Annotated in this window: 18 protein-coding genes; 10 read left to right on the top strand and 8 right to left on the bottom strand. The window is 63.1% G+C overall.

Annotation, left to right across the window (positions count from 1 at the left end):
* Nucleotides 1–43: 43 nt before the first annotated feature.
* A complete protein-coding gene (locus GJ654_RS07110) occupies nucleotides 44–919 on the bottom strand; it encodes an undecaprenyl-diphosphate phosphatase (RefSeq protein ID WP_155445436.1) in 876 nt (291 codons plus the stop codon).
* Nucleotides 920–1,004: 85 nt separating this feature from the next.
* Complete coding sequence (locus GJ654_RS07105; RefSeq protein ID WP_155445435.1) at nucleotides 1,005–2,987, bottom strand: protein meaA; 1,983 nt, start codon at nucleotides 2,985–2,987, stop codon at nucleotides 1,005–1,007.
* Nucleotides 2,988–3,398: 411 nt separating this feature from the next.
* On the opposite strand from GJ654_RS07105, the gene ccrA reads away from it, so the two are divergent.
* Entirely contained in the window at nucleotides 3,399–4,664 is a 1,266-nt protein-coding gene (gene ccrA / locus GJ654_RS07100; RefSeq protein ID WP_155445434.1) for a crotonyl-CoA carboxylase/reductase, read from the top strand.
* Between the two features lie 3 nt (nucleotides 4,665–4,667).
* Here ccrA and GJ654_RS07095 read toward each other — a convergent pair whose 3' ends face one another.
* On the bottom strand, nucleotides 4,668–5,525 hold the full coding sequence (locus tag GJ654_RS07095) for a YihY/virulence factor BrkB family protein (protein ID WP_155445433.1): 858 nt from the start codon (nucleotides 5,523–5,525) through the stop codon (nucleotides 4,668–4,670).
* Nucleotides 5,526–5,622: 97 nt separating this feature from the next.
* Between GJ654_RS07095 and GJ654_RS07090 the strand changes: the two genes are divergently transcribed.
* Entirely contained in the window at nucleotides 5,623–7,656 is a 2,034-nt protein-coding gene (locus tag GJ654_RS07090) for a M3 family metallopeptidase (protein WP_155445432.1), read from the top strand.
* 83 nt (nucleotides 7,657–7,739) lie between these two features.
* A complete protein-coding gene (locus GJ654_RS07085) occupies nucleotides 7,740–9,398 on the top strand; it encodes an acyl-CoA dehydrogenase family protein (RefSeq protein ID WP_155445431.1) in 1,659 nt (552 codons plus the stop codon).
* A gap of 27 nt (nucleotides 9,399–9,425) precedes the next feature.
* On the opposite strand, the gene GJ654_RS07080 is transcribed toward GJ654_RS07085, so the two are convergent.
* From GJ654_RS07080 to GJ654_RS07060, 5 genes are all read right to left on the bottom strand, one after another.
* The gene (locus tag GJ654_RS07080) at nucleotides 9,426–9,704 is read right to left on the bottom strand and encodes an RNA-binding S4 domain-containing protein (protein ID WP_155445430.1); all 279 of its coding nucleotides are present in this window, start codon (nucleotides 9,702–9,704) and stop codon (nucleotides 9,426–9,428) included.
* Nucleotides 9,705–11,003 (bottom strand): GNAT family N-acetyltransferase, encoded by a 1,299-nt coding sequence (locus tag GJ654_RS07075; RefSeq protein ID WP_155445429.1) that lies wholly within the window; start codon nucleotides 11,001–11,003, stop codon nucleotides 9,705–9,707. It abuts the gene before it with no gap.
* A 68-nt stretch (nucleotides 11,004–11,071) separates the two neighbouring features.
* Nucleotides 11,072–12,238, bottom strand: a complete 1,167-nt coding sequence (locus GJ654_RS07070) for a CobW family GTP-binding protein (protein ID WP_155445428.1) — start codon at nucleotides 12,236–12,238, stop codon at nucleotides 11,072–11,074.
* A complete protein-coding gene (locus tag GJ654_RS07065; RefSeq protein WP_155445427.1) occupies nucleotides 12,235–13,575 on the bottom strand; it encodes a D-alanyl-D-alanine carboxypeptidase family protein in 1,341 nt (446 codons plus the stop codon). Before GJ654_RS07065 ends, GJ654_RS07070 begins: the two co-directional genes overlap by 4 nt.
* Nucleotides 13,576–13,762: 187 nt before the next feature.
* Entirely contained in the window at nucleotides 13,763–14,047 is a 285-nt protein-coding gene (locus tag GJ654_RS07060; protein ID WP_155445426.1) for a BolA family protein, read from the bottom strand.
* 105 nt (nucleotides 14,048–14,152) lie between these two features.
* Here GJ654_RS07060 and GJ654_RS07055 point away from each other — a divergent pair, with 105 nt between their 5' ends.
* The 7 genes from GJ654_RS07055 to GJ654_RS07025 all read left to right on the top strand — a co-directional run bounded on the left by GJ654_RS07055 (nucleotide 14,153) and on the right by GJ654_RS07025 (nucleotide 22,678).
* Nucleotides 14,153–14,728, top strand: a complete 576-nt coding sequence (locus GJ654_RS07055; protein ID WP_155445425.1) for a J domain-containing protein — start codon at nucleotides 14,153–14,155, stop codon at nucleotides 14,726–14,728.
* An 83-nt stretch (nucleotides 14,729–14,811) separates the two neighbouring features.
* On the top strand, nucleotides 14,812–15,795 hold the full coding sequence (gene cobS / locus GJ654_RS07050) for a cobaltochelatase subunit CobS (RefSeq protein ID WP_196305462.1): 984 nt from the start codon (nucleotides 14,812–14,814) through the stop codon (nucleotides 15,793–15,795).
* A 23-nt stretch (nucleotides 15,796–15,818) separates the two neighbouring features.
* Complete coding sequence (gene cobT / locus GJ654_RS07045) at nucleotides 15,819–17,705, top strand: cobaltochelatase subunit CobT (RefSeq protein WP_264586168.1); 1,887 nt, start codon at nucleotides 15,819–15,821, stop codon at nucleotides 17,703–17,705.
* A 107-nt stretch (nucleotides 17,706–17,812) separates the two neighbouring features.
* Nucleotides 17,813–18,151 carry a ferredoxin FdxA gene (fdxA, locus tag GJ654_RS07040; protein WP_155445423.1) on the top strand — a complete coding sequence of 113 codons (339 nt, stop codon included), beginning with the start codon at nucleotides 17,813–17,815 and terminating at the stop codon, nucleotides 18,149–18,151.
* Between the two features lie 457 nt (nucleotides 18,152–18,608).
* Nucleotides 18,609–19,319, top strand: coding sequence for a CarD family transcriptional regulator (locus tag GJ654_RS07035; protein ID WP_425540376.1), 711 nt, complete (start codon nucleotides 18,609–18,611; stop codon nucleotides 19,317–19,319).
* Between the two features lie 196 nt (nucleotides 19,320–19,515).
* Nucleotides 19,516–21,786 (top strand): DNA translocase FtsK, encoded by a 2,271-nt coding sequence (locus GJ654_RS07030; protein WP_155445422.1) that lies wholly within the window; start codon nucleotides 19,516–19,518, stop codon nucleotides 21,784–21,786.
* 118 nt (nucleotides 21,787–21,904) lie between these two features.
* Entirely contained in the window at nucleotides 21,905–22,678 is a 774-nt protein-coding gene (locus GJ654_RS07025) for a LolA family protein (RefSeq protein ID WP_155445421.1), read from the top strand.
* The last annotated feature ends 31 nt before the right edge of the window (nucleotides 22,679–22,709 follow it).

Below are 22,709 nucleotides of genomic sequence, written 5' to 3'. Positions count from 1 at the left end.
GGACCAAGGGCTTTTTTCATGTCGTGGTTTTGAGAGAGGCGGCTTAGGTCAGCCAGCCCAGATACACGGCGCTGATCAGGAATATGCCGATGAAAAAGCGGTAGAACACGAAAATCCAGGACGAGAACCGCTCCAGATATTTCATCAGGCTCCAGATCGCGACAAAGGCGGAGATCGACGCGACCACCAGGCCAACGGCAAGGATCAACCAGCCCTCCAGCGGCAGATGCGCCTTGTAGAGTTCATGGAACTCTTTGACGCCCGCCAGAAAAATGGCGGGAAGGCCTAGCAGGAACGAGAAGCGGGCGGCTTCTTCGCGCTTGAGGTCGAGGAACAGCGCGGCGGTCAGGGTCGAGCCGGACCGGCTCACGCCGGGAATGAGCGCGCCGACTTGCGCGAGCCCCACCAGCATGGCGTCCTTGAGCGAAACATTGTCCATGGTCCGCCTGTGCGCGCAAAACATTTCCGCCAGCGCCAGCAGCACCGACATGACGATGCAGGCCGCGCCGATGACATAAAGGCTGCGCAACGGCGAGCCGCAGGCGTTCAGCGTCGATGACAGCAGCAGGCCGAAAATCACCAGCGGGACCGTGGCGAGCACGATCCAGCTGGTGAAGCGGAACTGCCAATCACGAAAATCGCGTCGGGCGATGGCGCGCACGGAGCCGCCGAGCAGTCCGGAAAAATCGGACCAGAAATAGGAGATCACGGCGGCCAGCGCCGCCATCTGCATGGCGGCCGAAAACGCCGATCCGGGATCGCGCCAGCCGAGCAGCGCCGGCACGATGCGCATATGTGCGGTCGAGGAAATGGGAAGCAATTCCGTAATGCCCTGAACCACGCCGAGGGCCGCGACCTTCGCGTACCCGAGTTCGATGAATCCGGTGTCCAGTCCCTGTGTACAGGCTCCGGCGGCCATGCTCGCACTCCCGTCGAATCAAAAAAGAAAGCCTCCGCCGTTTGTGACCCACACGGCGGAGGCTGGCAATCGCGACGGCTTGCGTTCAGGCTGCGGCGGCGGTTTTTTCCACCACGCGGACGAGGTCGGCCATGATCGCGTTGAGTTCGTAATCCTTGGGCGTGTAGACGGCGGCGACGCCCTCGGACAACAACAATTTCTCGTCTTCCGGCGGGATGATGCCGCCGACGATCACCGGAATGTCGGAAATCTCCTGCGCCTTCATCTTCGCCATCACGTCTCGGACCAGGGACAGATGCGAGCCGGAAAGAATGGACAAGCCGACGATGTGCACGCCCTCTTCAAGCGCGGCATTGACGATTTCGGCCGGGGTGAGGCGGATGCCCTCATAAACCACCTCCATGCCGGCGTCGCGGGCGCGCACTGCGATCTGCTCGGCGCCATTGGAGTGGCCGTCGAGGCCCGGCTTGCCGACCAAAATTTTTATGCGCCGGCCGAGTATTTTCGAGACGCGCTCCACATCGGCGCGCACGCTGGCCAGCGAGGCGCCGGCCTCGCGCGCGGCGCGGCCCACCCCGGTCGGCGCGCGGAACTCGCCGAACACTTCGCGAAGAGTTTGCGCCCATTCGCCGGTGGTCACGCCCGCCTTGGCCGCCGCGATCGACGGCTCCATGATGTTGCGGTCCTCCTGCGCGGCGGCGCGCAGATCGGCGATCGCCTTTTCCGCCGCCTTGGCGTCGCGCTGGGCGCGCCACGCCTTCAGGCGCTCGATCTGTTCGGCCTCGACATGTTCGGAGACGACCATGATGGCGCCGTTGCCTGCGGTGAGCGGCGAGGGCTCGGTTTCCGTGAACTTGTTGACGCCGACGACGATCTGCTCGCCCGATTCGATGGCCTCGAGGCGCCGCGTATTGGATTCAACGAGCTTGGCCTTGAGATAGCCGGTTTCAACCGCGGCGACCGCGCCGCCCATGGCGTCGATGGCGGCGAGTTCGGCAAGGGCTTCGGCCTTCAGTTCATCAACCTTCTTGGTCAGCTCAATGGAGCCGTCGAAAAGGTCGCCATATTCGAGGAGGTCGGTTTCATAGGCCAAAATTTGCTGGAGGCGCAGCGACCATTGCTGGTCGAACGGACGCGGCAGGCCAAGGGCCTCGTTCCAGGCCGGCAATTGCACGGCGCGGGCGCGCGCCTTTTTGGACAGCACGACGGCCAGCGTCTCGATCAAGATGCGATAAACATTGTTTTCCGGCTGCGGTTCGGTCAGCCCCAGCGAATTGACCTGCACGCCATAGCGGAACCGGCGATGCTTTTCCTCCTTCACGCCATAGCGGTTGAGGGTCAGCTCATCCCACAATTCGGTGAAGGCGCGGACTTTTGCCAACTCGGTGACAAAACGCATGCCGGCGTTGAGGAAGAAGGAGATGCGTCCGACAACCTCGCCGAAGTCGGCGTCGGCCACCTGCCCCGATTTTTTCACCGTGTCGAGGATGGCGACGGCGGTCGCCAGCGCATAAGACAGCTCCTGGACCGGCGTCGCGCCCGCTTCCTGCAGGTGATAGGAACAAACGTTCATCGGGTTCCACTTGGGGACCTCTTTTGTTGTGAACAGGATGACGTCGCGGGTCAGGCGCAGCGACGGGCCCGGCGGAAAAATGTGCGTGCCGCGCGAAAGATATTCCTTGATGATGTCGTTCTGCGTCGTGCCTTGCAGCACCGAGCGCGGCGCGCCCTGCAAGTCGGCGGCGGCGATGTAGAGCGACAACAGCCAGGGCGCGGCGGCGTTGATCGTCATCGACGTGTTCATCTGCGCGATGGGAATGCCGTCGAACAGGGTGTTCATGTCGCCGAGATGGCTGATCGGCACGCCGACCTTGCCGACCTCGCCGCGCGACAGCGGATGGTCGGAATCGTAGCCGGTCTGGGTCGGCAGGTCGAAGGCGATGGAGAGGCCCGTCTGCCCCTTGGCGAGATTGCCCCGATACAGCTTGTTGGATTCGGCGGCGGTCGAATGACCCGCATAGGTGCGGAAAATCCACGGCTTGTCGCGGCCAGTCTGGGTCTTGGTCATTCGAGCCTCTCACACGGTTTGACGGTGTTTTGTTCATCGATGCTTTGCCTGACTTTTTCGCAAAGCACAATCAGACGTCAAGCCGAGACGATCCTGGAAAAATGCGGGAACGCCCTCGCGCTAATCGATGATATTTCTGCCTTTGGCGTCGCCGGGGCGGGCGAGGGCGAGACCAATAAGGCGTTGGACTTAAGGAGAAAGCATCATAGCCGCAAGTACAGTCGCCAAAGCTGATAAAAATGTTTATCTGCCGGATTTCATGGTGGCGGGGCGGCAAACTCCTGGAGTGAGGGCCCGTTTCCCGACAGCGGAATGCCGCAGCGCAGCAAAAATCCCTTTTGGATTTGGCGCGCGCCGTTCTAGCATCGTCGACGCCAGGGAAAAAAACGGTTTAACCGACAGGAGTGAGCGTTGACCGAACAAAAACCGGTCTACAAGGACCTTTACGACATCGGCGAAATTCCGCCCCTCGGCCATGTTCCGAAAAACATGCACGCCTGGGTGATCCGCAAGGACCGTCACGGCCCGCCGGAAACCGCCATGCAGCTCGAAGTCGTGCCCACCTGGGAGCTCGACAGCCATGACGTGCTGGTGCTGGTGATGGCCGCCGGCGTGAACTACAATGGCGTGTGGGCCGCGCTTGGCGAGCCGATCTCGACCCTGGACGTGCACAAGCTGCCTTATCACATCGCGGGGTCCGACGCCTCCGGCATCGTCTGGGCGGTCGGCTCCAAGGTGAAGCGCTGGAAGGTGGGCGACGAAGTGGTCGTCCACTGCAACCAGGACGACGGCGACGACGAGGAATGCAACGGCGGCGACCCGATGTTTTCGTCATCGCAACGCATCTGGGGCTACGAGACCCCCGATGGCTCCTTCGCCCAGTTCTGCCGCGTGCAGGACCGCCAGCTCATGGTGCGTCCGAAGCACCTGACCTGGGAGGAAAGCGCCTGCTACACGCTGACGCTCGCCACCGCCTATCGCATGCTGTTCGGCCACGAGCCGCACCGCCTGAAGCCGAGCGACAACGTGCTGGTTTGGGGCGCCTCCGGCGGCCTCGGCGTGTTCGGCGTCCAGCTCATCGCGGCGGCCGGCGCCAACGCCATCGGCATCATTTCCGACGAAACCAAGCGCGACTACGTGCTGTCGCTCGGCGCGAAGGGCGTGATCAACCGCAAGGACTTTAAATGCTGGGGCCAGCTGCCCAAGGTCAATTCGCCCGAATATACCGAGTGGACCAAGGAAGCCCGCAAGTTCGGCAAGGCGATCTGGGACATCACTGGCAAAAAGGACGTGGACATCGTCTTCGAACATCCGGGCGAAGCGACCTTCCCGGTTTCGACCCTGGTGTGCAAGCGCGGCGGCATGATTGTGTTCTGCGCGGGCACTTCCGGCTTCAACCTCACCTTTGACGCTCGCTACGTTTGGATGCGGCAAAAGCGCATCCAGGGTTCGCATTTTGCTCATCTGAAACAGGCGGCCGCCGCGAACAATTTCGTGGTCGACCGCCGCGTCGATCCCTGCATGTCCGAAGTCTTCCCCTGGGCGAAGATTCCGCTGGCCCACATGAAGATGTGGAAGAACCAGCACGCGCCCGGCAACATGGCGGTTCTGGTCAACGCCACCGAAACCGGCCTGCGAACGATCGAGGACGTGATCGAGGCGGGAAAAAAATCCTGATTTTCAGGGGGCGGGGCTTCGGTCCCGCCCTTCCCGCGTCTTTCGGGCTCGCACCAGCGCCTGGTTCAACTCCGCGCCGTAAATGAAGATCGCGCCGAGCGCATAGAGAAACACGATGGCGATCATCACCGAGGCCAAGCCCGCATAAGTCGCGACATATTTGAAGGCATAGCGCTGGAGATAGGCGCTGAAGGCCGTCGCGAAAATCATCCAGGCGGCGAATGTGAGGATTATGCCCGGGGCGCAATCGCGCAAGGGCATTTTGGCGTTGGGCAGCACGCGATGCGCCACGATCAGGGCAATCACCAGAATGACCGTTGCGACGCCATAGCGCGCCAAGGCAACCAGATGCGTAAGCGGCGCCAGCCCTGGCGCGAATTTGAGCGCCGTCTCCCAGATTACCGGCCCGAGCACCAGCAGCAGGGTCAGCGCCAGCAAGGCCAGGGCGCCGATGACGACATAGCCGATGGATTCAAGCCGCAGGAGCCACCAGGGTCGCGTTTCCTTCAGACCATAGGCGCGGTTCAGCCCTGTTCTCAGAGCCTCGACCCCGCTTGACGAGAAATAGACCGCCAGCGCCGCGCTGATGGTCAGCAAGCCGCTGTGTCGCGCGTTCAGAACCCGCTCGATTTCCTGGCGAATTGGCCCGGCGACCTGCGGCGGCCAGATTTCGAAAAACGCGCCAGCCGCGTCGTGGGCGACAAGCTGACCGCCCAGGAAGCCCGCGAGGCTGGTGACGAAGATCAGGAAGGGGAAAATGGCGGTCAAGCCTTGCAAAGCGATGTGGCTCGACATGGCATAGCCGTCATCGCTGTCGAAATTTTTCAGGCTCTCAAGAATCAGTCGCAGGAATCCACGCATGAAAGGTCTCCGTTCGGGAGCATGAGGCGCCTGGGCCGGAAAGCAACTGGCGCGACCGACGCAACAAACCTATTTGTGGAGACCAACGGAGATTTTCATGACCGCCAACCCGCTGCTGAACGACTGGTCGACGCCCTTTGCCCTGCCGCCTTTTTCGCAGATCGCCACGGAGCAGTTCCGCGATGCTTTTTCGCACGCCCTGCGCGACCATGAGGCGGAAATCGCCGCTATCACCTCCAATCCGGAGGCGCCGACCTTCGCCAACACCATCGACGCGCTCGAACTCGCCGGGCGCAAGCTCAACAAGGTCGGCAGCGTGTTCTGGAATCTCACCGGGACGGATTCCACGGAAGAGCTGCGCGTCCTCGAACGCGAAATTTCTCCTCAGCTCACCCGACATTTCACCGCCATTTCCCTGAACCCCGAGCTTTTCGCCAGGGTTAGCGCGCTTTACGACCGGTGCGAAGACCTGACGCTGGATGAGGAGCAGGCGCGGCTGCTGGAGCTGACCCACAAGAGTTTTGTTCGCACCGGCGCCAAGCTCGAAGGCGAGGCCCGCGCCCGCTATGCGCAGATCGCGGAGACGCTGAGCGAGCTTGAAACCCAATTCGCCCAAAACATCCTGGCGGACGAAACCGATTTTCTGTTCGAGCTGGAGGAAGCCGACCTCGCGGGACTCGCCGATGACATCAAGGCCGCAGCCGCGCAGACGGCAAAGGATCGGAACACAGCCAAACCCTGCGCGCTGACGCTCCAGCGCTCCAGCGTCGAGTCATTCTTGAGCCAATCCACGCGTCGAGACCTGCGCGAGGAGCTGTTCAAGGCTTTTGTGGCGCGTGGCGAACATGCAGGGAAAACCGACAACCGCCCGCTGATCGCGCAAATTCTCGCCCTGCGCCAGGAAAAGGCGAGCCTGCTTGGCTACAAAACGTTTGCTGACTACAAGCTTGAGCCGACCATGGCGCATGAGCCGAGCGCGGCCGCCGCATTGATGGAAAAGCTGTGGACGCCAGCGCTGCGCAGGGCCGAGGAGGAGCGCGCCGCCCTGCAGGACCTCATCGACGGGGAAGGCGGCAATTTCGCGTTGGCCGCGCACGATTGGCGCTACTATGCCGAAAAGCTGCGACTGTCGCGCTATGCCCTGGACCAGGCCGAACTTGCGGCCTATTTCCAGTTGGAGTCCATGATAGACGCGGCCTTCTATTGCGCGGAAAAACTGTTCGATCTGCGCTTCGAGCGGCGCTTCGACCTGCCCGTCTATCACACCGACGTGCGCGCCTATGAAGTGAAAGATGGGCATGGGCGCCACGTCGCCATTTTCTATGGCGATTATTTCGCCCGCGCGGGAAAACGCTCAGGCGCGTGGATGTCCGGATTCCGCAGTCAGAAAAAGCTCGGCGGCGAGGAGCGCCCGGTCATCGTCAATGTGATGAACTTTTTGAAGCCGACGCCGGACCGGCCCTCGCTCTTGACCCTGACAGAGGTCATCACCCTATTCCACGAATTCGGCCACGCCCTCCACGGCATGCTGTCCGACGTCGTCTATCCCTCGATGAGCGGGACCTCCACGCCGACCGATTTCGTCGAATTTCCCTCGCAGGTCTACGAACACTGGGCCTTGCGTCCGGAAGTCCTGCAAAAATTCGCCAAGCATTTTGAGACCGGCGCGCCCATGCCGCAGGCTCTGATCGACCGCATTGTCGCCGCGCGCTGCTTCAACCAGGGTTTTGGGACAGTCGAGTTCCTCGCCTCCGCCCTCGTCGATTTCAAGCTGCATTGGCGCCCTGATGCCCCGGCGGAAGTCGGCGCGGCCGAAGCCGACATTTTGGAAACAATCGGCATGCCCGCCGAAATCGTCATGCGGCACCGCTCGCCGCACTTCGGGCACGTCTTCGCGGGCGAAAGCTATGCTGCCGGCTATTATTCCTACCTGTGGTCGGAAACGCTCGACGCCGACGGTTTCGCCGCCTTCGAGGAAGCGGGCGACATTTTTGATCGCGAAACCGCGAAAAAATTGCGGGACTATGTCTATTCCGCCGGCAATCGCCGTGATCCCAACGCCGCCTATGCCGCCTTTCGCGGCCGCGGGCCCGACGTCGAGGCCCTGCTACGAAAGAAAGGTTTTGTATGATCAAAGGTCATATTGCGCTGCGAAAAGCGCCGCTTTAAGCCGTGGCGACCACGACAATTCCAAACTCTGACGCAGGAGCCGAAATGACTCAGGCCGCCAACGAAGAATTTTTTGCCCTTGGGCGCAAGGCGACCCACGCCATAGAAGCCCTCTACGAAAAAGCCGTGGCGTCCCTGCGCGGAAAAGTCGTTGAAAACGGCAAATTGTCGAACGCCTTGATCGAAAAGGAACAGCACGCCGCCCACGGCCTCGCCTGGCTCGCCACCTATGTCGAATCCGTGCGCGAAATGCTTGCCTATGCCGAGCGCGTCAACGGCGAAGGCCGCTATGGCGAAACCGAAGACCTTTTGACGCGCATTGGCGTCGGCGAATATCTGGCGCAGATTTTTGGCGGCATCCCGATGAGCCAGGGCGAGTTCGTGCGCCCCAGCGACTTCGGCCTGGCGCCAGCGGAAATCGCCGCCGCCAAAATCTCCGAGATCGATGCGCTTGTGGCTGCCGGCAACACGGTCGCCAACCGCGCCCGCCTTGTCGACCTCGTCGATCACGCCGAAGCCTCGGCGACCGTCGGCACGCCGGGCCTCGACGACACGCTCGAAGCCATTCGCGAGGAAATCCGCAAATATGCGGAAGCCGAAGTCGTGCCGCACGCCCATGAATGGCATCTCAAGAACGAGTACATCCCGCTGGAAATCATCCAGGGCCTCGCGGATCTCGGCGTGTTCGGCCTCACTCTGCCCGAAGAATTCGGCGGCATGGGCCTCGGCAAGGAAGCCATGTGCGTGGTCACTGAGGAGCTGTCGCGCGCCTATATCGGCGTGGGCTCGCTCGGCACCCGTTCGGAAATCGCCGGCGAACTGATTTTGGGCGGCGGAACGGCCGAGCAGAAGGCGAAATATCTGCCAAAAATCGCGTCGGGCGAAATCCTGCCGACCGCCGTGTTCACCGAGCCGAACACCGGCTCCGACCTCGCCTCGCTGCGGACGCGTGCGGTCAAGGAAGGCGACACATATATCGTCAACGGCAACAAGACCTGGATCACCCATCCAGTCCGCGCTGACCTGATGACGGTTCTCACCCGCACCAACCCGAACGAGCCCGGCTACAAGGGCCTGTCGATGCTGCTGGCGGAAAAACCGCGCGGCACGGACGAAAACCCATTTCCCGCAAAAGGCATGTCGGGTGGCGAGATCGAGGTGCTCGGCTATCGCGGCATGAAGGAATACGAAATCGCCTTCGACGGTTTTGAAGTTCCGGCGGAAAACCTCCTCGGCGGCGTCGAGGGCCAAGGTTTCAAGCAACTCATGCAGACCTTTGAGGGCGCCCGCATCCAGACGGCCGCCCGCGCGGTGGGCGTCGCCCAGTGCGCCATGGAGCTGGCCCTGCGCTATGCCAAGGAACGCATCCAGTTCGGCAAGGCGCTGATCCACTTCCCGCGCGTGGCCGATAAGATCGCCATGATGGCGGTGGAGGTCCACATCGCCCGGCAGATCACATATTTCGCGGCCCGCGCCAAGGACGAGGGCAAACGTTGCGACCTCGAAGCGGGGCAAGCCAAACTGCTCGGCGCCCGCGTCGCCTGGGCGGCGGCGGACAATGCGCTGCAAATCCACGGCGGCAACGGTTTTGCCCTGGAATATCCGGTGTCACGCGTGCTGTGCGACGCCCGCATCCTCAACATTTTCGAGGGCGCGGCGGAAATCCAGGCGCAGGTCATCGCCCGCCGCCTGCTGGAACTTTGACATTGGAGCGCGCCGACATCGGCGCGCTCATTCCCCCTCGGGGCCGCTGATCAGACGATAGAGTTTCTGCGCCTCAGGATAGGAGCCACGCCGCTCGGCGCATCCGAGGATTTCCAGAACAACGACTTTTTGCGCCAGGGCGATGGTCAGCACATTGCCCGGGCCGACCATTTTCGAGGCCTGATCGGCCTTGCGCCCGTCGACGCGGACAAAGCCGTTTGCGATCAACTCCTGCGCCAACACACGCGTGCGCGCCATGCGCGCGAACCACAACCATTTGTCCAGGCGCTGGCGCGCATCCGTCATTCAGCGCGACCTGATCCGCGCCAGCGCGGATTTTGTTCTTTCCCGCAACGTGAGCCGGAATTTCTCGCGATGCAGCAGACCGGCGAAGGCGAGCGGACGATCCGGCGCGATGGCCAGCATGACGTCGCCGACGCGCAGCCGGCCGCGCCACATATGGTCGATCATCGGATGGTTCGGGATGGCGCAGGAATCCACAAAGGCGACGCTGCGGTCGGCGAGCAACCGGTCTGTCATGTCCATGGTCAACAAGGCGCCGGGCGATAGGGACGCGAAGTCCTCGTCATAGGCGGTCTTCCAGAAATAGGCCCCGCCGCGCCCATCCTGCAAGATAATGTTCGCCGCGATCATCCGCCCGTCGAGCGAAAGCCAGAACACCCGGCACTTGCCTTGGCGCCCGAGCGTCCGGCTCATCGCGCGCAAAAAGGTGGCATGGCCGGGATCGCTCAGAAATGCCGTTCCCTTGCGCCCCTTCCAGCCCTTGGCCTCCATCAACATGAAGGCTTCGATCTGTTCGCGCAGATCCTCGGCGCCGCGCGTGACATGAAACGCCGCCGCGCCCCGTTCGCGCAAGCGCCGGAATCGACGCCGCAGCTTGCTGCGTCTTTCCGCGGAGACGAAATCGCGCGCTGCAACGCCCACCTGGGTGGCGTCGAGCGCGGCGCGGTCATGCTCGTCGACGATCGTGAAGGTCAGGCCCGCCCGCCCGGCGTGCTCCTGCATGACGGCATAGGCAGGATGGGTCTTGGGCAGCAGCCGGGTTCGGACGGCGTTGAGACGCCGATGATGCAGCCAAGCCAACATTCGCTCCAGCACGACGGGAGCGCAGGCGCGGTCGAGCAAGGGGGCGCCGGAGCAGCCGTAATCATGGGTCCAACTGCGCGCGAGGGACAGAAAGGCCGAACGCGGCATCAACAGCGGCCAAACGCCCAGAAGCCGGCCGCGCGCCGGCGTTTCGCCGCCCTCCCAACAGAACAGGAATTCGGGCTTTTTCGAACGGGCGATATGGCGCGCCGCATTCAAGGCAAAACCGGGCTCGAAAAAAATGTTCGACTCCAGGGCGCGCGCCGCAAGGTCCTCCCACTCGGCAGCGCAGGTCTGCGCCTCCTCCAGCCCAAGACATTCCATGAAATGGAGCGCGCCGGACTGCAAATCGTCAGCGCGGCGCGCGTGGATCGGCGCCGGTGGTGAAACCTCCGGCGCGCCAGGCGAAAGTGCGTTCAGGAATGGCGCAGGCAGCCAGCTCGAATCGGGCAAATGCTTCAACTCCGACCATTTCGGCGAGAAAGCCTGGGCGTTCATGCGCCCTTTCGACACAGAACGACCTTGCCGGCAGGCCTCGACCGGGAAGATTCAACCTTCACGCCAATTCAGCCCAACAAGCCGCCGGACCGGGGCGACAGCGGATTTGCGACCAGCGCCGACGCGTCCGGCGTATCGACCCGCGCCTGACCCGAGAAGGCCGCGTAAAGCCCCTCGACGAATTCCGCCTTCAAATTCTTGACGATGAAGACGGCGCGCGTCCGGCGGTCGTCATCGGGCCAAGACTCCAGCCGCGCCGGCGGATGAAAGACATGCTGGACCCCATGGATCACCAGGGGCCGGTCAAGATCGTCCGACAGCGCAATCAGCCCTTTGACGCGCAACAGGTTCGGCCCGTGCGCGCTGCGCAGCATCTCCAGAAACATGCCGCAGGCGTCGGGGCTGAGCGGTTCCGCGCTGGTCAGACAAAACGTGCGGATCGCTTCGTCATGGGCGTGATGGTGATGGTGCCCGTGGTGGTGATGCCCGTGATCGTGGTCCTCGCCGCAGACCTCGCAGGAGGTTTCGCCGCCCACGGCTTCCGCGTTCAGCCATTTTTGCACATTGGGGCTTTTCGAAATCGGGTCATACAGCCCCGCATCCAGCAGGTCCGCGGCGCCGATGTCGTCCGCCGCGCTCAGGACGCGCGCGGTGGGATTGATTTTTTTCAGACGCTGCGAAAGGCTCTCGAAGGCGCGGCGCCGGTCCTCGGTGTCGAGGAGGTCCGTCTTGGCGAACAGCAGGCGATCCGCGATCGCCGCCTGCTTCAGCGCTTCCGGATGGTTTTGCAGCGTCGCCGCGCCATTGACGGCGTCGACCACGGTCACGACCCCGTCGAGCCGGAACCGCAACAGGAAATAGGGATGGCTCATCAGCGTGTGCAGCACGGGCGCGGGATCGGCGAGACCCGTGGTTTCGATGATGAGACGATCAAAGGCGCGGATGCGTCCGTTGTCGCGATCGCGCAGCAGTTTTTCCAGGGCATCGACGAGATCGCCGCGCACGGTGCAGCAGACGCAGCCCGACGCCAGCATCACCATGTCGCCGTCGATCTTTTCGACAAACAAATGGTCGAGCCCGATCTCGCCGAACTCGTTGATGAGGACGACGGCGTTCGCGAGGCCCGGATCGCGCAACAGGCGATTGAGCAGGGTGGTCTTTCCCGACCCCAAAAAACCCGTGAGGATGGTCAGCGGAACCGGAACCGGGCGTTTCTTCTCCGAGGATTGCGTCAATGCGCGGCGGCCTTGGCTTCGGTCTTGTGTTTCGCTTTGCCGGCGTGCGCCTTGGCGTGAGCCTTGGCCGGCTTGGCCTTGGCCGCTTTCTTCGCCTTGTGCGCCGGCGGTTTTGGCGCGACCGCGGCGTGATCGGAAATGGCCGAAGCCGCCGCCGCCGTGGGCAGCAGGGTGTAGGCGATCGCGCCGATGGGGCTGTCCGCCGGACGCGGGCCGGCGACCGGCCCCTGGTAGCCGGGCGGCGGGCCGACGTAGAGATCGACCGGCTGGAAGACCGGGCGCGGCAGCGCGGCGATGGCGGCGCCGTTCTTTTGCTGCGCGGCCTCCCCGCCTTCGGAGCCCGTCGCAGGCGCGCCAAAATCCTCGTTCTCGGCGGCGAGTTGCGCCTTTCCGCGCCGGCCGCAGGCTTGCCCCCTCATGTCGGGCGGCGAACCGCCGGCGGAGGGCAAGGCGGTGATGGCGTCCGCGCCGGCCGAACTGGCGAAGGCGCGATCCAGCAGGTCGGAGGCGTGCGCCGTGCGCACCCGCGCGGAGACGTCGCCGAACACGACGACGATGACCCGCCGGCCGGAGCGCGTGGCGCTGGCGACGAGATTGAAGCCCGCCGGGCAAGTGAAGCCGGTCTTCATGCCGTCGGCGCCGGGATAACGGCCGATCAGGCCGTTATGGGTGGGGACGACCTGCTCGCCGATGCGGAAGGCGCCGATGTTGTAGAGGCCGGCCTGGTTGGGGAAGCGCAGCAGCAGCGCGCGGCCGAGCACGGCCATGTCCCGGGCGGAGCTGTAGTGATTGGGGTCGTGCAGCCCGTTCGGATTGACGAAATGGGATTCCTGCATGCCGAGCGACCGCGCCGCGTCGTTCATTTCGGTGGCAAAAGCCTCGACCGAACCCGAGACGCCTTCGGCGATGGTGACGGCGATGTCGTTCGCCGATTTGACCATCAGCATCTTGAGCGCGTTGTCGAGCGTCACCTGCGAGCCCGGGGCAAAGCCCATTTTCGACGGTTTCTCCCGAGTCGCGCGCGCGCTCACCACCATCGGCGTATCGAGCGTCAGCCTGCCGCTCTCCACCGCCTGGAGGGCGACATAGACCGTCATCAATTTCGTGACCGAGGCAGGATACCAGGCGCGGGTCGCGTCGCGCTGGGCGATGACGCGGCCGCTTTCCACGTCGATGGCGACATAGGGCGTAGGCACGTAAGGCGCCGGCGCGGCCGGCGCCGCATGATGGCCGCGGGCGTGCTTGCGGGCCGCGAAAGCCGCGTCGGGCGCCGCCAGGGGCAAAACCAGCGCCACGGGCAAGATCAGCCGCAGGTTCCGAAAAGACTTGCAATCCATGACGTTCCGCAACCCCCAAATCGCGTTTCCAGCAAAGCCGCGTCGAGCACAACGAGTTATGAACGGCCGCGCGGTCAAATCAAGGCGCCAAAACCGTCCTGATGCCGATGAACGCCCCTTGCGGCGATTTCATGACGTCGCGCGTCCGCGCTGGCCGCAACGAGGCGGCGCGGGCGCGCGAAAAACCTTACTCGCCGGGCGCGCGCGTCTCCAGCGCCAAGGCATGGACGCCCGCCGCAAATTCCTCGGCGAACAGCGCGTTCACGGCGCGATGCCGCTCGACCCGGCTTTTCCCGGCGAAATCGGGCGAGACGATGCGCACGCGAAAATGGGTTTCCCCGCCATGGGGCGCGCCGCCCTCATGCACGATATGGCCGGCGTGCTTGTGCGACTCGTCGATCACCTGCACCTCGGTCGAGTGAAAAGCTTGCTTCAGCTTGTTTTCCATGCGTTCGCGAAGACTGACCGTCATTTTTTCCCCTGTGCCCTGGTTTGCCGGCAATTTGGTAAGTCAACAGGATTTAATCTGAATCCCGTCCTTGCCCGCGGCGCCGACCACGCCATATTGTGCCGAACCATGAATCTGAACTCACCTCTGTTCGACCGTATCAGGACTCGGCGCGAAGCCAAGAGCGAGCAGCCAGCGCCGACTGCGCGCGGGCCGGTCTGCGCGCATCCCGGATGCCAGGCGACGGGCGAGTTTCGCGCGCCGATGGGGCGATTGCGCGAAGGCCAGTATTTCTGCTTTTGCCTCGACCATGTGCGTGAATACAACGCCACCTACAATTATTTCAACGGCATGAGCGACGAAGACCTGCTTCGCTACCAGAAGGACGCCGTCACCGGTCATCGCCCCACCTGGAAAATGGGCGCCAATCGCGCGGGCCCCGCGAGCCCGGGCATGGCCGACCCTTTCCACATGCAGGGGAAGACCGCCCGGAACCGCACGCCGCGCCACGGGGTCGTCGCGCGAAAGGCCTTGCACGTCCTCGGCCTCGACGACGACGCCGGACCCGGCGAAATCAAGGTGCGCTACAAGGAGCTGGTGAAGCGGCTGCATCCCGACGCCAATGGCGGCGACCGCTCCAACGAGGACAGGCTGCGCGAGATCATCAACGCCTATAACGTCTTGCGCTCCTTCCGCGCCGTGTGACAAGCTTTTCCTCGCAATCCGTCTCCCACCCACATAAGAGTCTTGCTGGCGTGGAAGCCGCGCGTAATTCAGGACTGAGGCCATTGACGTCTTTGACACTGCCCCCGATCTCGATTCCGGACACGTTCATTTCGGTTCGCGAGGCCTTCGGCTTCGACTCGGACATGAAGGCGCCCGCGTTTTCGCAGAAGAGTGAACATGTGCCGGAACTCGACCCGGACTATCTGTTCGACCGCACCACCACGCTCGCAATTCTCGCCGGCTTCGCCTTCAATCGCCGCGTTATGGTCACCGGCTACCACGGCACCGGCAAATCGACCCATATCGAACAGGTCGCCGCGCGCCTGAACTGGCCCTGCGTGCGCGTCAACCTCGACAGCCATGTCTCGCGCATCGACCTCGTCGGCAAGGACGCCATCGTCCTCAAGGACGGCAAGCAGGTGACGGAATTCCGCGACGGCATGCTGCCTTGGGCGCTGCAAAACAACGTCGCCCTGTGTTTCGACGAATATGACGCGGGCCGCCCGGACGTGATGTTCGTGATCCAGCGCGTGCTGGAGGTTTCCGGCCGCCTGACCCTGCTCGACCAGAACCGCGTGATCAAGCCGCACCCGGCGTTCCGCCTGTTCGCCACCGCCAACACCATCGGCCTCGGCGACACTTCGGGGCTCTATCACGGCACGCAGCAAATCAACCAGGGCCAGATGGACCGCTGGTCGATCGTCACGACCCTGAACTATCTGCCGCACGACAAGGAAGTCGATATTGTCGCCGCCAAGGTCAAGCAGGCGGGCGCCGAGGGGCTCGACATGATCGGCAAGATGGTGCGCGTCGCCGATCTGACCCGCAACGCCTTCATGGCCGGCGACCTCTCGACGGTGATGAGCCCGCGCACCGTGATAACCTGGGCCGAAAACTGCGAGATCTTCGGCGACGTCGGCTTCGCCTTCCGCCTGACCTTCCTCAACAAATGCGACGAACTCGAACGTCCCCTCGTCGCGGAATTCTATCAGCGCTGCTTTGGAAAAGACCTGCCGGAATCGGCGGTAAACGTGGCTCTGAGCTGACGAGCGCAAGGCCGAGGTCGCCCGTGACACTCACCAACCATACGCCTTCGACTCCGCGCGAGGGGCCCGCGGAGCCCTTCAAGCGAGCGGTTGTCGGCTGCCTGCGCGCCATGGCGGCCCGGCCCGAACTCGACGTCAGTTTTGTCGTCGACAAGCCGGGCTACATCCAGGCGTCAGAGCCCGGCGCGTTGCGCCTGCCCGAGCCCCCGCGCCGGCTGAGCGCGCGCGATGCCACGGTCCTGCGCGGACAGGCGGATTCCGCCGCGCTGCGCCTCGCCTGTCACGACGCGCGGCTGCACCAGAAAATCATGCCACACGGCGAGACCGGCCGCGCCGTGTTCGACGCCCTAGAACAGACGCGCGTGGAATGCATCGGCGCCCGGCGCATGGTCGGCGTCGCGCAAAACTTGCACGCCGCGCTCGACGACCGCTATCAGCGCGCAGGCCTCGCTTCGGTGCGCTCGCGCGACGACGCGCCGCTCGCAGACGCGCTGGCGCTGCTGGCCCGTGAGCATTTTACGGGACAGCCGCCGCCGGAGTCCGCGCGCGCCGTCGTCGACCTCTGGCGTGACGTCATCCGGGCGCGGCTAGGCGGCGACAGGCTGGCGAAGCTCACTGGCGCGCTCGAGGATCAGCGCGGTTTCGCCAGGATCGTTCGGGCCATTCTCGAGGATCTCGATCTCGCCGAAAAGGGTGACGACCGCCTCGACGAGGACGAGGACGAGTCCGACGAAAACCCGGAGACGGACAATTCCGATGCGGACGGCGAGGGCGAACAGCAGGAGTCCTTCGATCCGCTGAAAAGCGAACGCGTCGAGGAAGCCGAAGAGGCCGCGCCTGATTTGCAGGGCGAAGTCGAGAGCGGCCCGCCCGGCGAGACGCCCGACGATCTCGCCCCCGGCGACAGCGAGGAGCCTTCTGGCGCGCGTCGCGCACCGCCGCCGAACGCCCTTCCCGCAGGCCTCGAATATCGGGCCTATGCGCCGCAGTTCGACGAAACGGTTAGCGCCGAGGATCTCTGCGACTCCGAAGAACTGGAGCGGCTGCGCGCCTATCTCGACAAGCAGTTGCAGAACTTGTCCGCAGTGGTGGCGCGACTCGCCAACCGGCTGCAAAGGCGTCTCATGGCGCAACAAAACCGCGCCTGGGAATTCGACCTCGAAGAGGGCATGCTCGACCCGGCGCGTCTCACGCGCGTCATTATCGATTCGCAAACGCCGCTGTCGTTCAAGCGCGAAAAGGACGCCGATTTCCGCGATACGGTCGTGACCCTGCTGATCGACAATTCCGGCTCGATGCGCGGCCGCCCGATCACGGTGGCGGCGACCTGCGCGGACATTCTGGCGCGCACGCTTGAGCGCTGCGGCGTCAAGGTGGAGATCCTCGGGTTCACCACGCGGGCGTGGAAAGGCGGCCAGGCCCGCGAAGCCTGGCTCGCCGCCGGCAAGCCTCCGAACCCCGGCCGGCTTAATGACCTGCGGCATATTGTCTACAAGGCGGCGGACGCGCCCTGGCGCCGGTCGAGGAAAAACCTCGGGCTGATGATGCGCGAAGGCCTGCTCAAGGAAAACATCGACGGCGAGGCGCTGGACTGGGCTTACAAGAGACTGCTTGGCCGTCACGAGCAACGCAAGATCCTGATGATGATTTCAGACGGCGCGCCGGTGGATGATTCCACGCTTTCAGTGAATTCCGGGCACTATCTCGAAAAGCACCTGCGCCAGATGATCGCGCAAATCGAGAGCCAGGGTCGCGTCGAACTTCTGGCGATCGGCATTGGACATGACGTCACGCGCTATTACAGCCGCGCGCTCACAATCGTCGACGCGGAGGAGCTTGGCGGCGCCATGACGGAGAAGCTGGCGGAGCTTTTTGCGGACACGCAAACGCCCCGGTGCGGCGGGCGATAATTCGGGCTATGCGCGCCACGCGCGGCTTGCATGACGTCAACAAAAGCGCTAGCTACCCGCACGCCAGAAGTTGATCGCGCGGTCCCTTGGCGCGCGGGGAGAGGATAATGACCTACGTCGTCGTCGACAATTGCATCATGTGTAAGTACATGGATTGCGTCGAGGTGTGCCCTGTGGATTGTTTCTACGAGGGTGAAAACATGCTCGTCATCCACCCCGACGAGTGCATTGACTGCGGCGTGTGCGAGCCGGAGTGCCCGGCGGAAGCCATCAAGCCGGACACGGAGCCGGATCTCGAAAAGTGGCTCAAGCTCAACGCGGATTTCGCGCAGATATGGCCGAATGTGACGATCAAGCGCGAAGCCATGGCGCAAGCCAAGGAATATGACGGTCGCGAAGGCAAGCTCGAGGCGTTCTTCAGCAAGAACCCCGGCAAGGGTGACTGACAACGCGGTTCCGCCGCAGGAACCAAACCGGGCTCCTGCGGCCACGATCTTAACCATTGACTGCCTGATATTTTTGGCGGGTCAATAATCCTTTGATTCGTTCGTTAACTTATGATATTGAAGCTTACGCAATCGTCGGAAAGCACAGCAAGCTCAGCTCACGAGGAAAAATCGACGCACGGCCGGGTCCCCGCTTAGGCGCGGGACCTATTTTTGCCTGAAGTCCATCACTCGTCCCGGGACTTGCGCGCTTGAAAGGCGCAGACTCGAAAGGCCAAAGCGCGTTCTGCTCACCTGAAGCCCCTCAGGGGAAGCCGAACAATAACGAACTTTCGTGCCGCTCGTAAGCAAGCAAAGGGAACGCCCATCGACAAACGCGTTTGAAAGCGATTTCAGCCCACAACGGAGCTGAAGTGGGCGTGACCAACGCCCTTATCGAAGACTCAGCCCAGGACCGATCAGACCCTGCACTGAAGATTTGAACTCAAACCTTAGCGAATGGTTCAAGGTGACGCAGAAAAAACCCTCCTTGCCGGCGAACGCCGCAGCCTCTCTCCGTTCCAATGACCCAAACAAGACTCAAGCCGCCGCCAGTAAAACTGGCAAGGGAAGTTCGACGAAAGCGACCTTCAAGGCCAATGAATTTATCGTGTATCCGGCGCATGGCGTTGGCCAGATCACCGCGATCGAGGAACAGGAAGTCGCCGGATTCAAGCTGGAGCTGTACGTCATTTCCTTCGCCAAGGACAAGATGACGCTGAAGGTTCCGACGCCGAAAGTCTCGTCGGTCGGCATGCGCAAGCTCGCCGAGGCGGACGTGGTCAAGAAGGCTCTTGATACCCTCACCGGCCGGGCGCGCATCAAGCGGACCATGTGGTCCCGCCGCGCGCAGGAATATGAAGCCAAGATCAACTCGGGCGATCTGGTCGCCATCGCCGAAGTCGTTCGCGATCTCTACCGGTCCGAGGTCCAGCCTGAGCAATCCTATTCCGAACGGCAGCTTTACGAAGCCGCGCTCGACCGCATGGCCCGCGAAATCGCCGTCGTGCAAAAGTTGACGGACAGCGAGTCGCTCAAGGTGATCGAAGGGCAGTTGGCGAAAAGCCCGCGTCGCGTCGCCAAAGCCGATGACCCCGTCGATGACGCCGACGTTGAGGAAGCCGCCTGACGCGGTTCAACAGAAATCAATCAAAGCGGCTTTCGGGCCGCTTTTTTGTGCCGGCGCGCGCTCAGAAGGTTAAGCGCCGGTTAACCCCGCGCGACTATGCTGAACGCATCCTTGTTAGCGAGCAGCAAATCCGGGGCTCATGCGCACGACGACCTTTCCTCTGGGAGATTTCTTGCCCGAGTCGGCGCGGCTCTTCATGCGGCGCCGATTTCAGGAGCTTATCGGAATCGCCATCATCGCCGCGACCGTCGCCCTCGGCGCATCGCTGGCGACCTGGTCGATCAACGACCCCAGCCTGAACCATGCGACCGACGCCAAGGTCCACAACGTTCTCGGCGTCCACGGCGCCATCGTCGCCGACCTTGTGATGCAGCTTGTTGGGGTGAGCTCTATCGCCTTGCTTGCGCCGCTCGGTTTCTTCGGTTGGCGCGTGGCGATCCACCAACCGACGAGCGCGGGCAAGCTACGGTCGGGCTATTGGCTGCTCGGGATCATTTCGTCCGCGGCGCTCGCATCCCTGCTGCCCAACACCGAGCGCTGGCCGCTGCCGACCGGAATGGGCGGGGTGATCGGCGACGCCGTCCTGTCGCTGCCGCGCCTCTATTTTTCCAGCGCCGGCCTGGCCCTGACCGCGCTGGTGCTCGGCGTCACCGCGATTTTTTCGCTGTCCATCGCCGCCGGCTTTGGCCACCTGCCTCAAAGGGAAAAGCAGGCCTCCAGCGAAATGCGCGGCGGCTTGCGGGCTGAGAAGGAGCCGTTCATCCGTCGCGCGCTCGAAGGACTCAGGCGTCTGGTCCCCGGGAAGCGCATGGCCCCGATCGATCGCCGCGAACCCGAAGGCGGGTTCAATCTCGACCGGCGAGAGAGAGCCAGCGAACCCGTTGCGGAAGCCTTTTCGGGCCTCGCCGAATCGCCGGGCCGGAGCGCGCGCCGCTCGCACCATGAGTCGGCGTCGCGCGTCGCCGATGGCCCGTTCGGTCTGCCTGACGCTGGTCTGCTCAATCCGCCAAAAGCGGGTCCGCGGTCCTTCCCAAAGGAAACGCTTGAACAGGGCGCAAACATGCTCGAGAGCGTGCTGGATGATTTTTCCGTGAAGGGGGATATTGTCAGCGTCCACCCCGGCCCGGTCGTGACCCTGTATGAATTCGAACCCGCCCCGGGCATCAAATCCTCGCGCGTCATCGGCTTGGCCGACGACATCGCCCGCTCCATGTCGGCGGTTTCCGCGCGCGTCGCGGTCGTTCCCGGCCGCAACGCCATCGGCATCGAACTGCCCAATCCGCGCCGCGAAACCGTTTATTTGCGCGAGCTCATCGCCTCGCCCGATTTCTCCGACTCAAAACACCGCCTCGCCATCGCGCTGGGCAAAACCATCGGCGGCGAGCCAGTCATCGTCGATCTCGCCAAAATGCCGCATCTGCTGGTCGCCGGCACCACCGGCTCGGGCAAATCGGTCGCCATCAACACCATGATCCTCAGCCTGCTTTACAAGCTGAAGCCGCAGGACTGCCGGCTGATCATGGTCGACCCGAAAATGCTGGAGCTGTCGGTCTACGACGGCATCCCCCACCTGCTCACCCCCGTCGTCACCGACCCGAAAAAGGCGGTCGTGGCGCTCAAATGGGCGGTGCGCGAGATGGAGGACCGCTACAAGAAGATGTCCAAGCTGGGCGTCCGCAACATCGACGGGTTTAACGCCCGCGTCACCGAGGCGACAGCAAAGGGAGAAGTGATCACCCGCACGGTTCAAACCGGCTTTGACCGCGAGACCGGCGAGGCGATCTACGAACAGGAGCAGATGGACCTGTCCACCCTGCCCTATATCGTCGTCATCGTCGATGAAATGGCCGACCTGATGATGGTCGCGGGGAAAGAAATCGAAGGCGCGATCCAGCGCCTGGCGCAAATGGCGCGCGCGGCGGGCATCCACCTGATCATGGCGACGCAGCGCCCCTCGGTCGACGTGATCACCGGCACGATCAAGGCGAATTTCCCCACCCGCATCTCCTTCCAGGTGACGTCGAAAATCGACAGCCGCACCATTCTGGGCGAGATGGGCGCGGAGCAGCTTCTGGGCCAGGGCGACATGCTCTACATGGCCGGCGGCGGCCGCATCGTGCGCGTCCACGGCCCATTCGTCTCCGACACCGAGGTCGAGCGCGTGGTGGCGCACCTCAAAATGCAAGGCCAGCCGGAATATTTGGATGCGGTGACAGTCGAGGACGACGACGAGGACGAGGAAGCCCGGTTGCCAATGGGCGACGACGAGGGCGCCGACCTCTACGACCGCGCGGTGGCGGTGGTGCTGCGCGACAAGAAGTGCTCCACCTCCTATGTGCAACGGCGGCTTCAGGTCGGCTACAACAAGGCGGCGTCGCTGGTGGAGCGCATGGAGAAGGAGGGGGTTGTTGGTCCCGCCAACCATGCGGGCAAACGCCAGATTCTTGTGGGCGGCGACGTGGAATAGCGTCCTATTGCCGCCACAAACAAAATTCTATAGTCCCGCCGTGCGTACCCCTCCTTCTTAGACATGCAAGGCCCCGCCCTTCGGCAATCGCCGGCGCCTGGGGTCGAAGGTCCCACAAATGAAACTGAGCAAGGCGATTTTTTGGTTCGGCCTGATTCTGTCGATCGGCGTTCAGACGGCGTTGGCGGAGACCGCAAAACCGTCCGACAAGTCCGACAAAAAAGTCGCCAAACCCGAACCCGCCCCCGCCGCGGACAAGAAAGCCGCAAAGCCCGAGCCTGCTCCTGCCCCAGCCCCAACCGCCGCGGAACAGGCGGAAAAAAAGGTGGCGAAGCCGGCGCCAGGCCCCGTCAGCGACCCGGACGTCGCCATTCAGATGGCCGATGACTATTTCAATTCCTCGCGCGCGATGACCGCCGATTTTGTCCAGACGGGACAGGATGGCCGTCGCGCCGAAGGCAAGCTTTACGTGGTGAAGCCGGGGCGCATGCGTTTCGAATATGCCGAACCCGCGACCATGGAAATCATTGCGGACGGCCGCTCCGTCGCGATCCGCGACCGCAAGCTGAAGACGCAGGAAACCTATTTCATTGAGCAGACCCCGCTGAAATTCCTGCTCAAGAACGATCTTCATCTCAAGAAAGACGTGAGGATCACCAACGTCACGACGGCAAAGGACAAGACCATCATCATCGTCGAGGATTCTACGACTTTTGGAGGCACCTCGACCATTGGTCTGTATTTCGACGCGAAGAATTTCAACTTGACCCAGTGGACCGTCAAGGATCCGCAAGGCTATGAAACGCTCGTGGTCCTGCACAACATCGACAAGACGACGACGCCGAGCGCAAACCTGTTTCGCATCCCCAGCGAAGGCATTTTTTCCGAGTAGGCCGTTCGCGATGACATGAGTGGCGCGGATA

The sequence above is a fragment of the Rhodoblastus acidophilus genome, from assembly GCF_009720655.1.
GTDB classification, from domain to species: Bacteria; Pseudomonadota; Alphaproteobacteria; order Rhizobiales; family Beijerinckiaceae; genus Rhodoblastus; species Rhodoblastus acidophilus_A.
Note: the sequence above shows the minus strand (reverse complement) of the source record. Positions and strands in the feature narration are given on the sequence as shown.

Excerpts from the sequence above, each read along its gene's own strand:
- fdxA (WP_155445423.1), top strand. The coding sequence starts at position 17,813 with ATGACCTACGTCGTCGTCGACAATTGCATCATGTGTAAGTACATGGAT.
- GJ654_RS07060 (WP_155445426.1), bottom strand. The coding sequence starts at position 14,047 with ATGACGGTCAGTCTTCGCGAACGCATGGAAAACAAGCTGAAGCAAGCT.
- GJ654_RS07085 (WP_155445431.1), top strand. The coding sequence starts at position 7,740 with ATGACTCAGGCCGCCAACGAAGAATTTTTTGCCCTTGGGCGCAAGGCG.
- GJ654_RS07080 (WP_155445430.1), bottom strand. The coding sequence starts at position 9,704 with ATGACGGATGCGCGCCAGCGCCTGGACAAATGGTTGTGGTTCGCGCGC.
- GJ654_RS07105 (WP_155445435.1), bottom strand. The coding sequence starts at position 2,987 with ATGACCAAGACCCAGACTGGCCGCGACAAGCCGTGGATTTTCCGCACC.
- GJ654_RS07065 (WP_155445427.1), bottom strand. The coding sequence starts at position 13,575 with ATGGATTGCAAGTCTTTTCGGAACCTGCGGCTGATCTTGCCCGTGGCG.
- GJ654_RS07090 (WP_155445432.1), top strand. The coding sequence starts at position 5,623 with ATGACCGCCAACCCGCTGCTGAACGACTGGTCGACGCCCTTTGCCCTG.
- GJ654_RS07075 (WP_155445429.1), bottom strand. The coding sequence starts at position 11,003 with ATGAACGCCCAGGCTTTCTCGCCGAAATGGTCGGAGTTGAAGCATTTG.
- GJ654_RS07095 (WP_155445433.1), bottom strand. The coding sequence starts at position 5,525 with ATGCGTGGATTCCTGCGACTGATTCTTGAGAGCCTGAAAAATTTCGAC.
- GJ654_RS07030 (WP_155445422.1), top strand. The coding sequence starts at position 19,516 with ATGCGGCGCCGATTTCAGGAGCTTATCGGAATCGCCATCATCGCCGCG.
- GJ654_RS07110 (WP_155445436.1), bottom strand. The coding sequence starts at position 919 with ATGGCCGCCGGAGCCTGTACACAGGGACTGGACACCGGATTCATCGAA.
- GJ654_RS07025 (WP_155445421.1), top strand. The coding sequence starts at position 21,905 with ATGAAACTGAGCAAGGCGATTTTTTGGTTCGGCCTGATTCTGTCGATC.
- GJ654_RS07055 (WP_155445425.1), top strand. The coding sequence starts at position 14,153 with ATGAATCTGAACTCACCTCTGTTCGACCGTATCAGGACTCGGCGCGAA.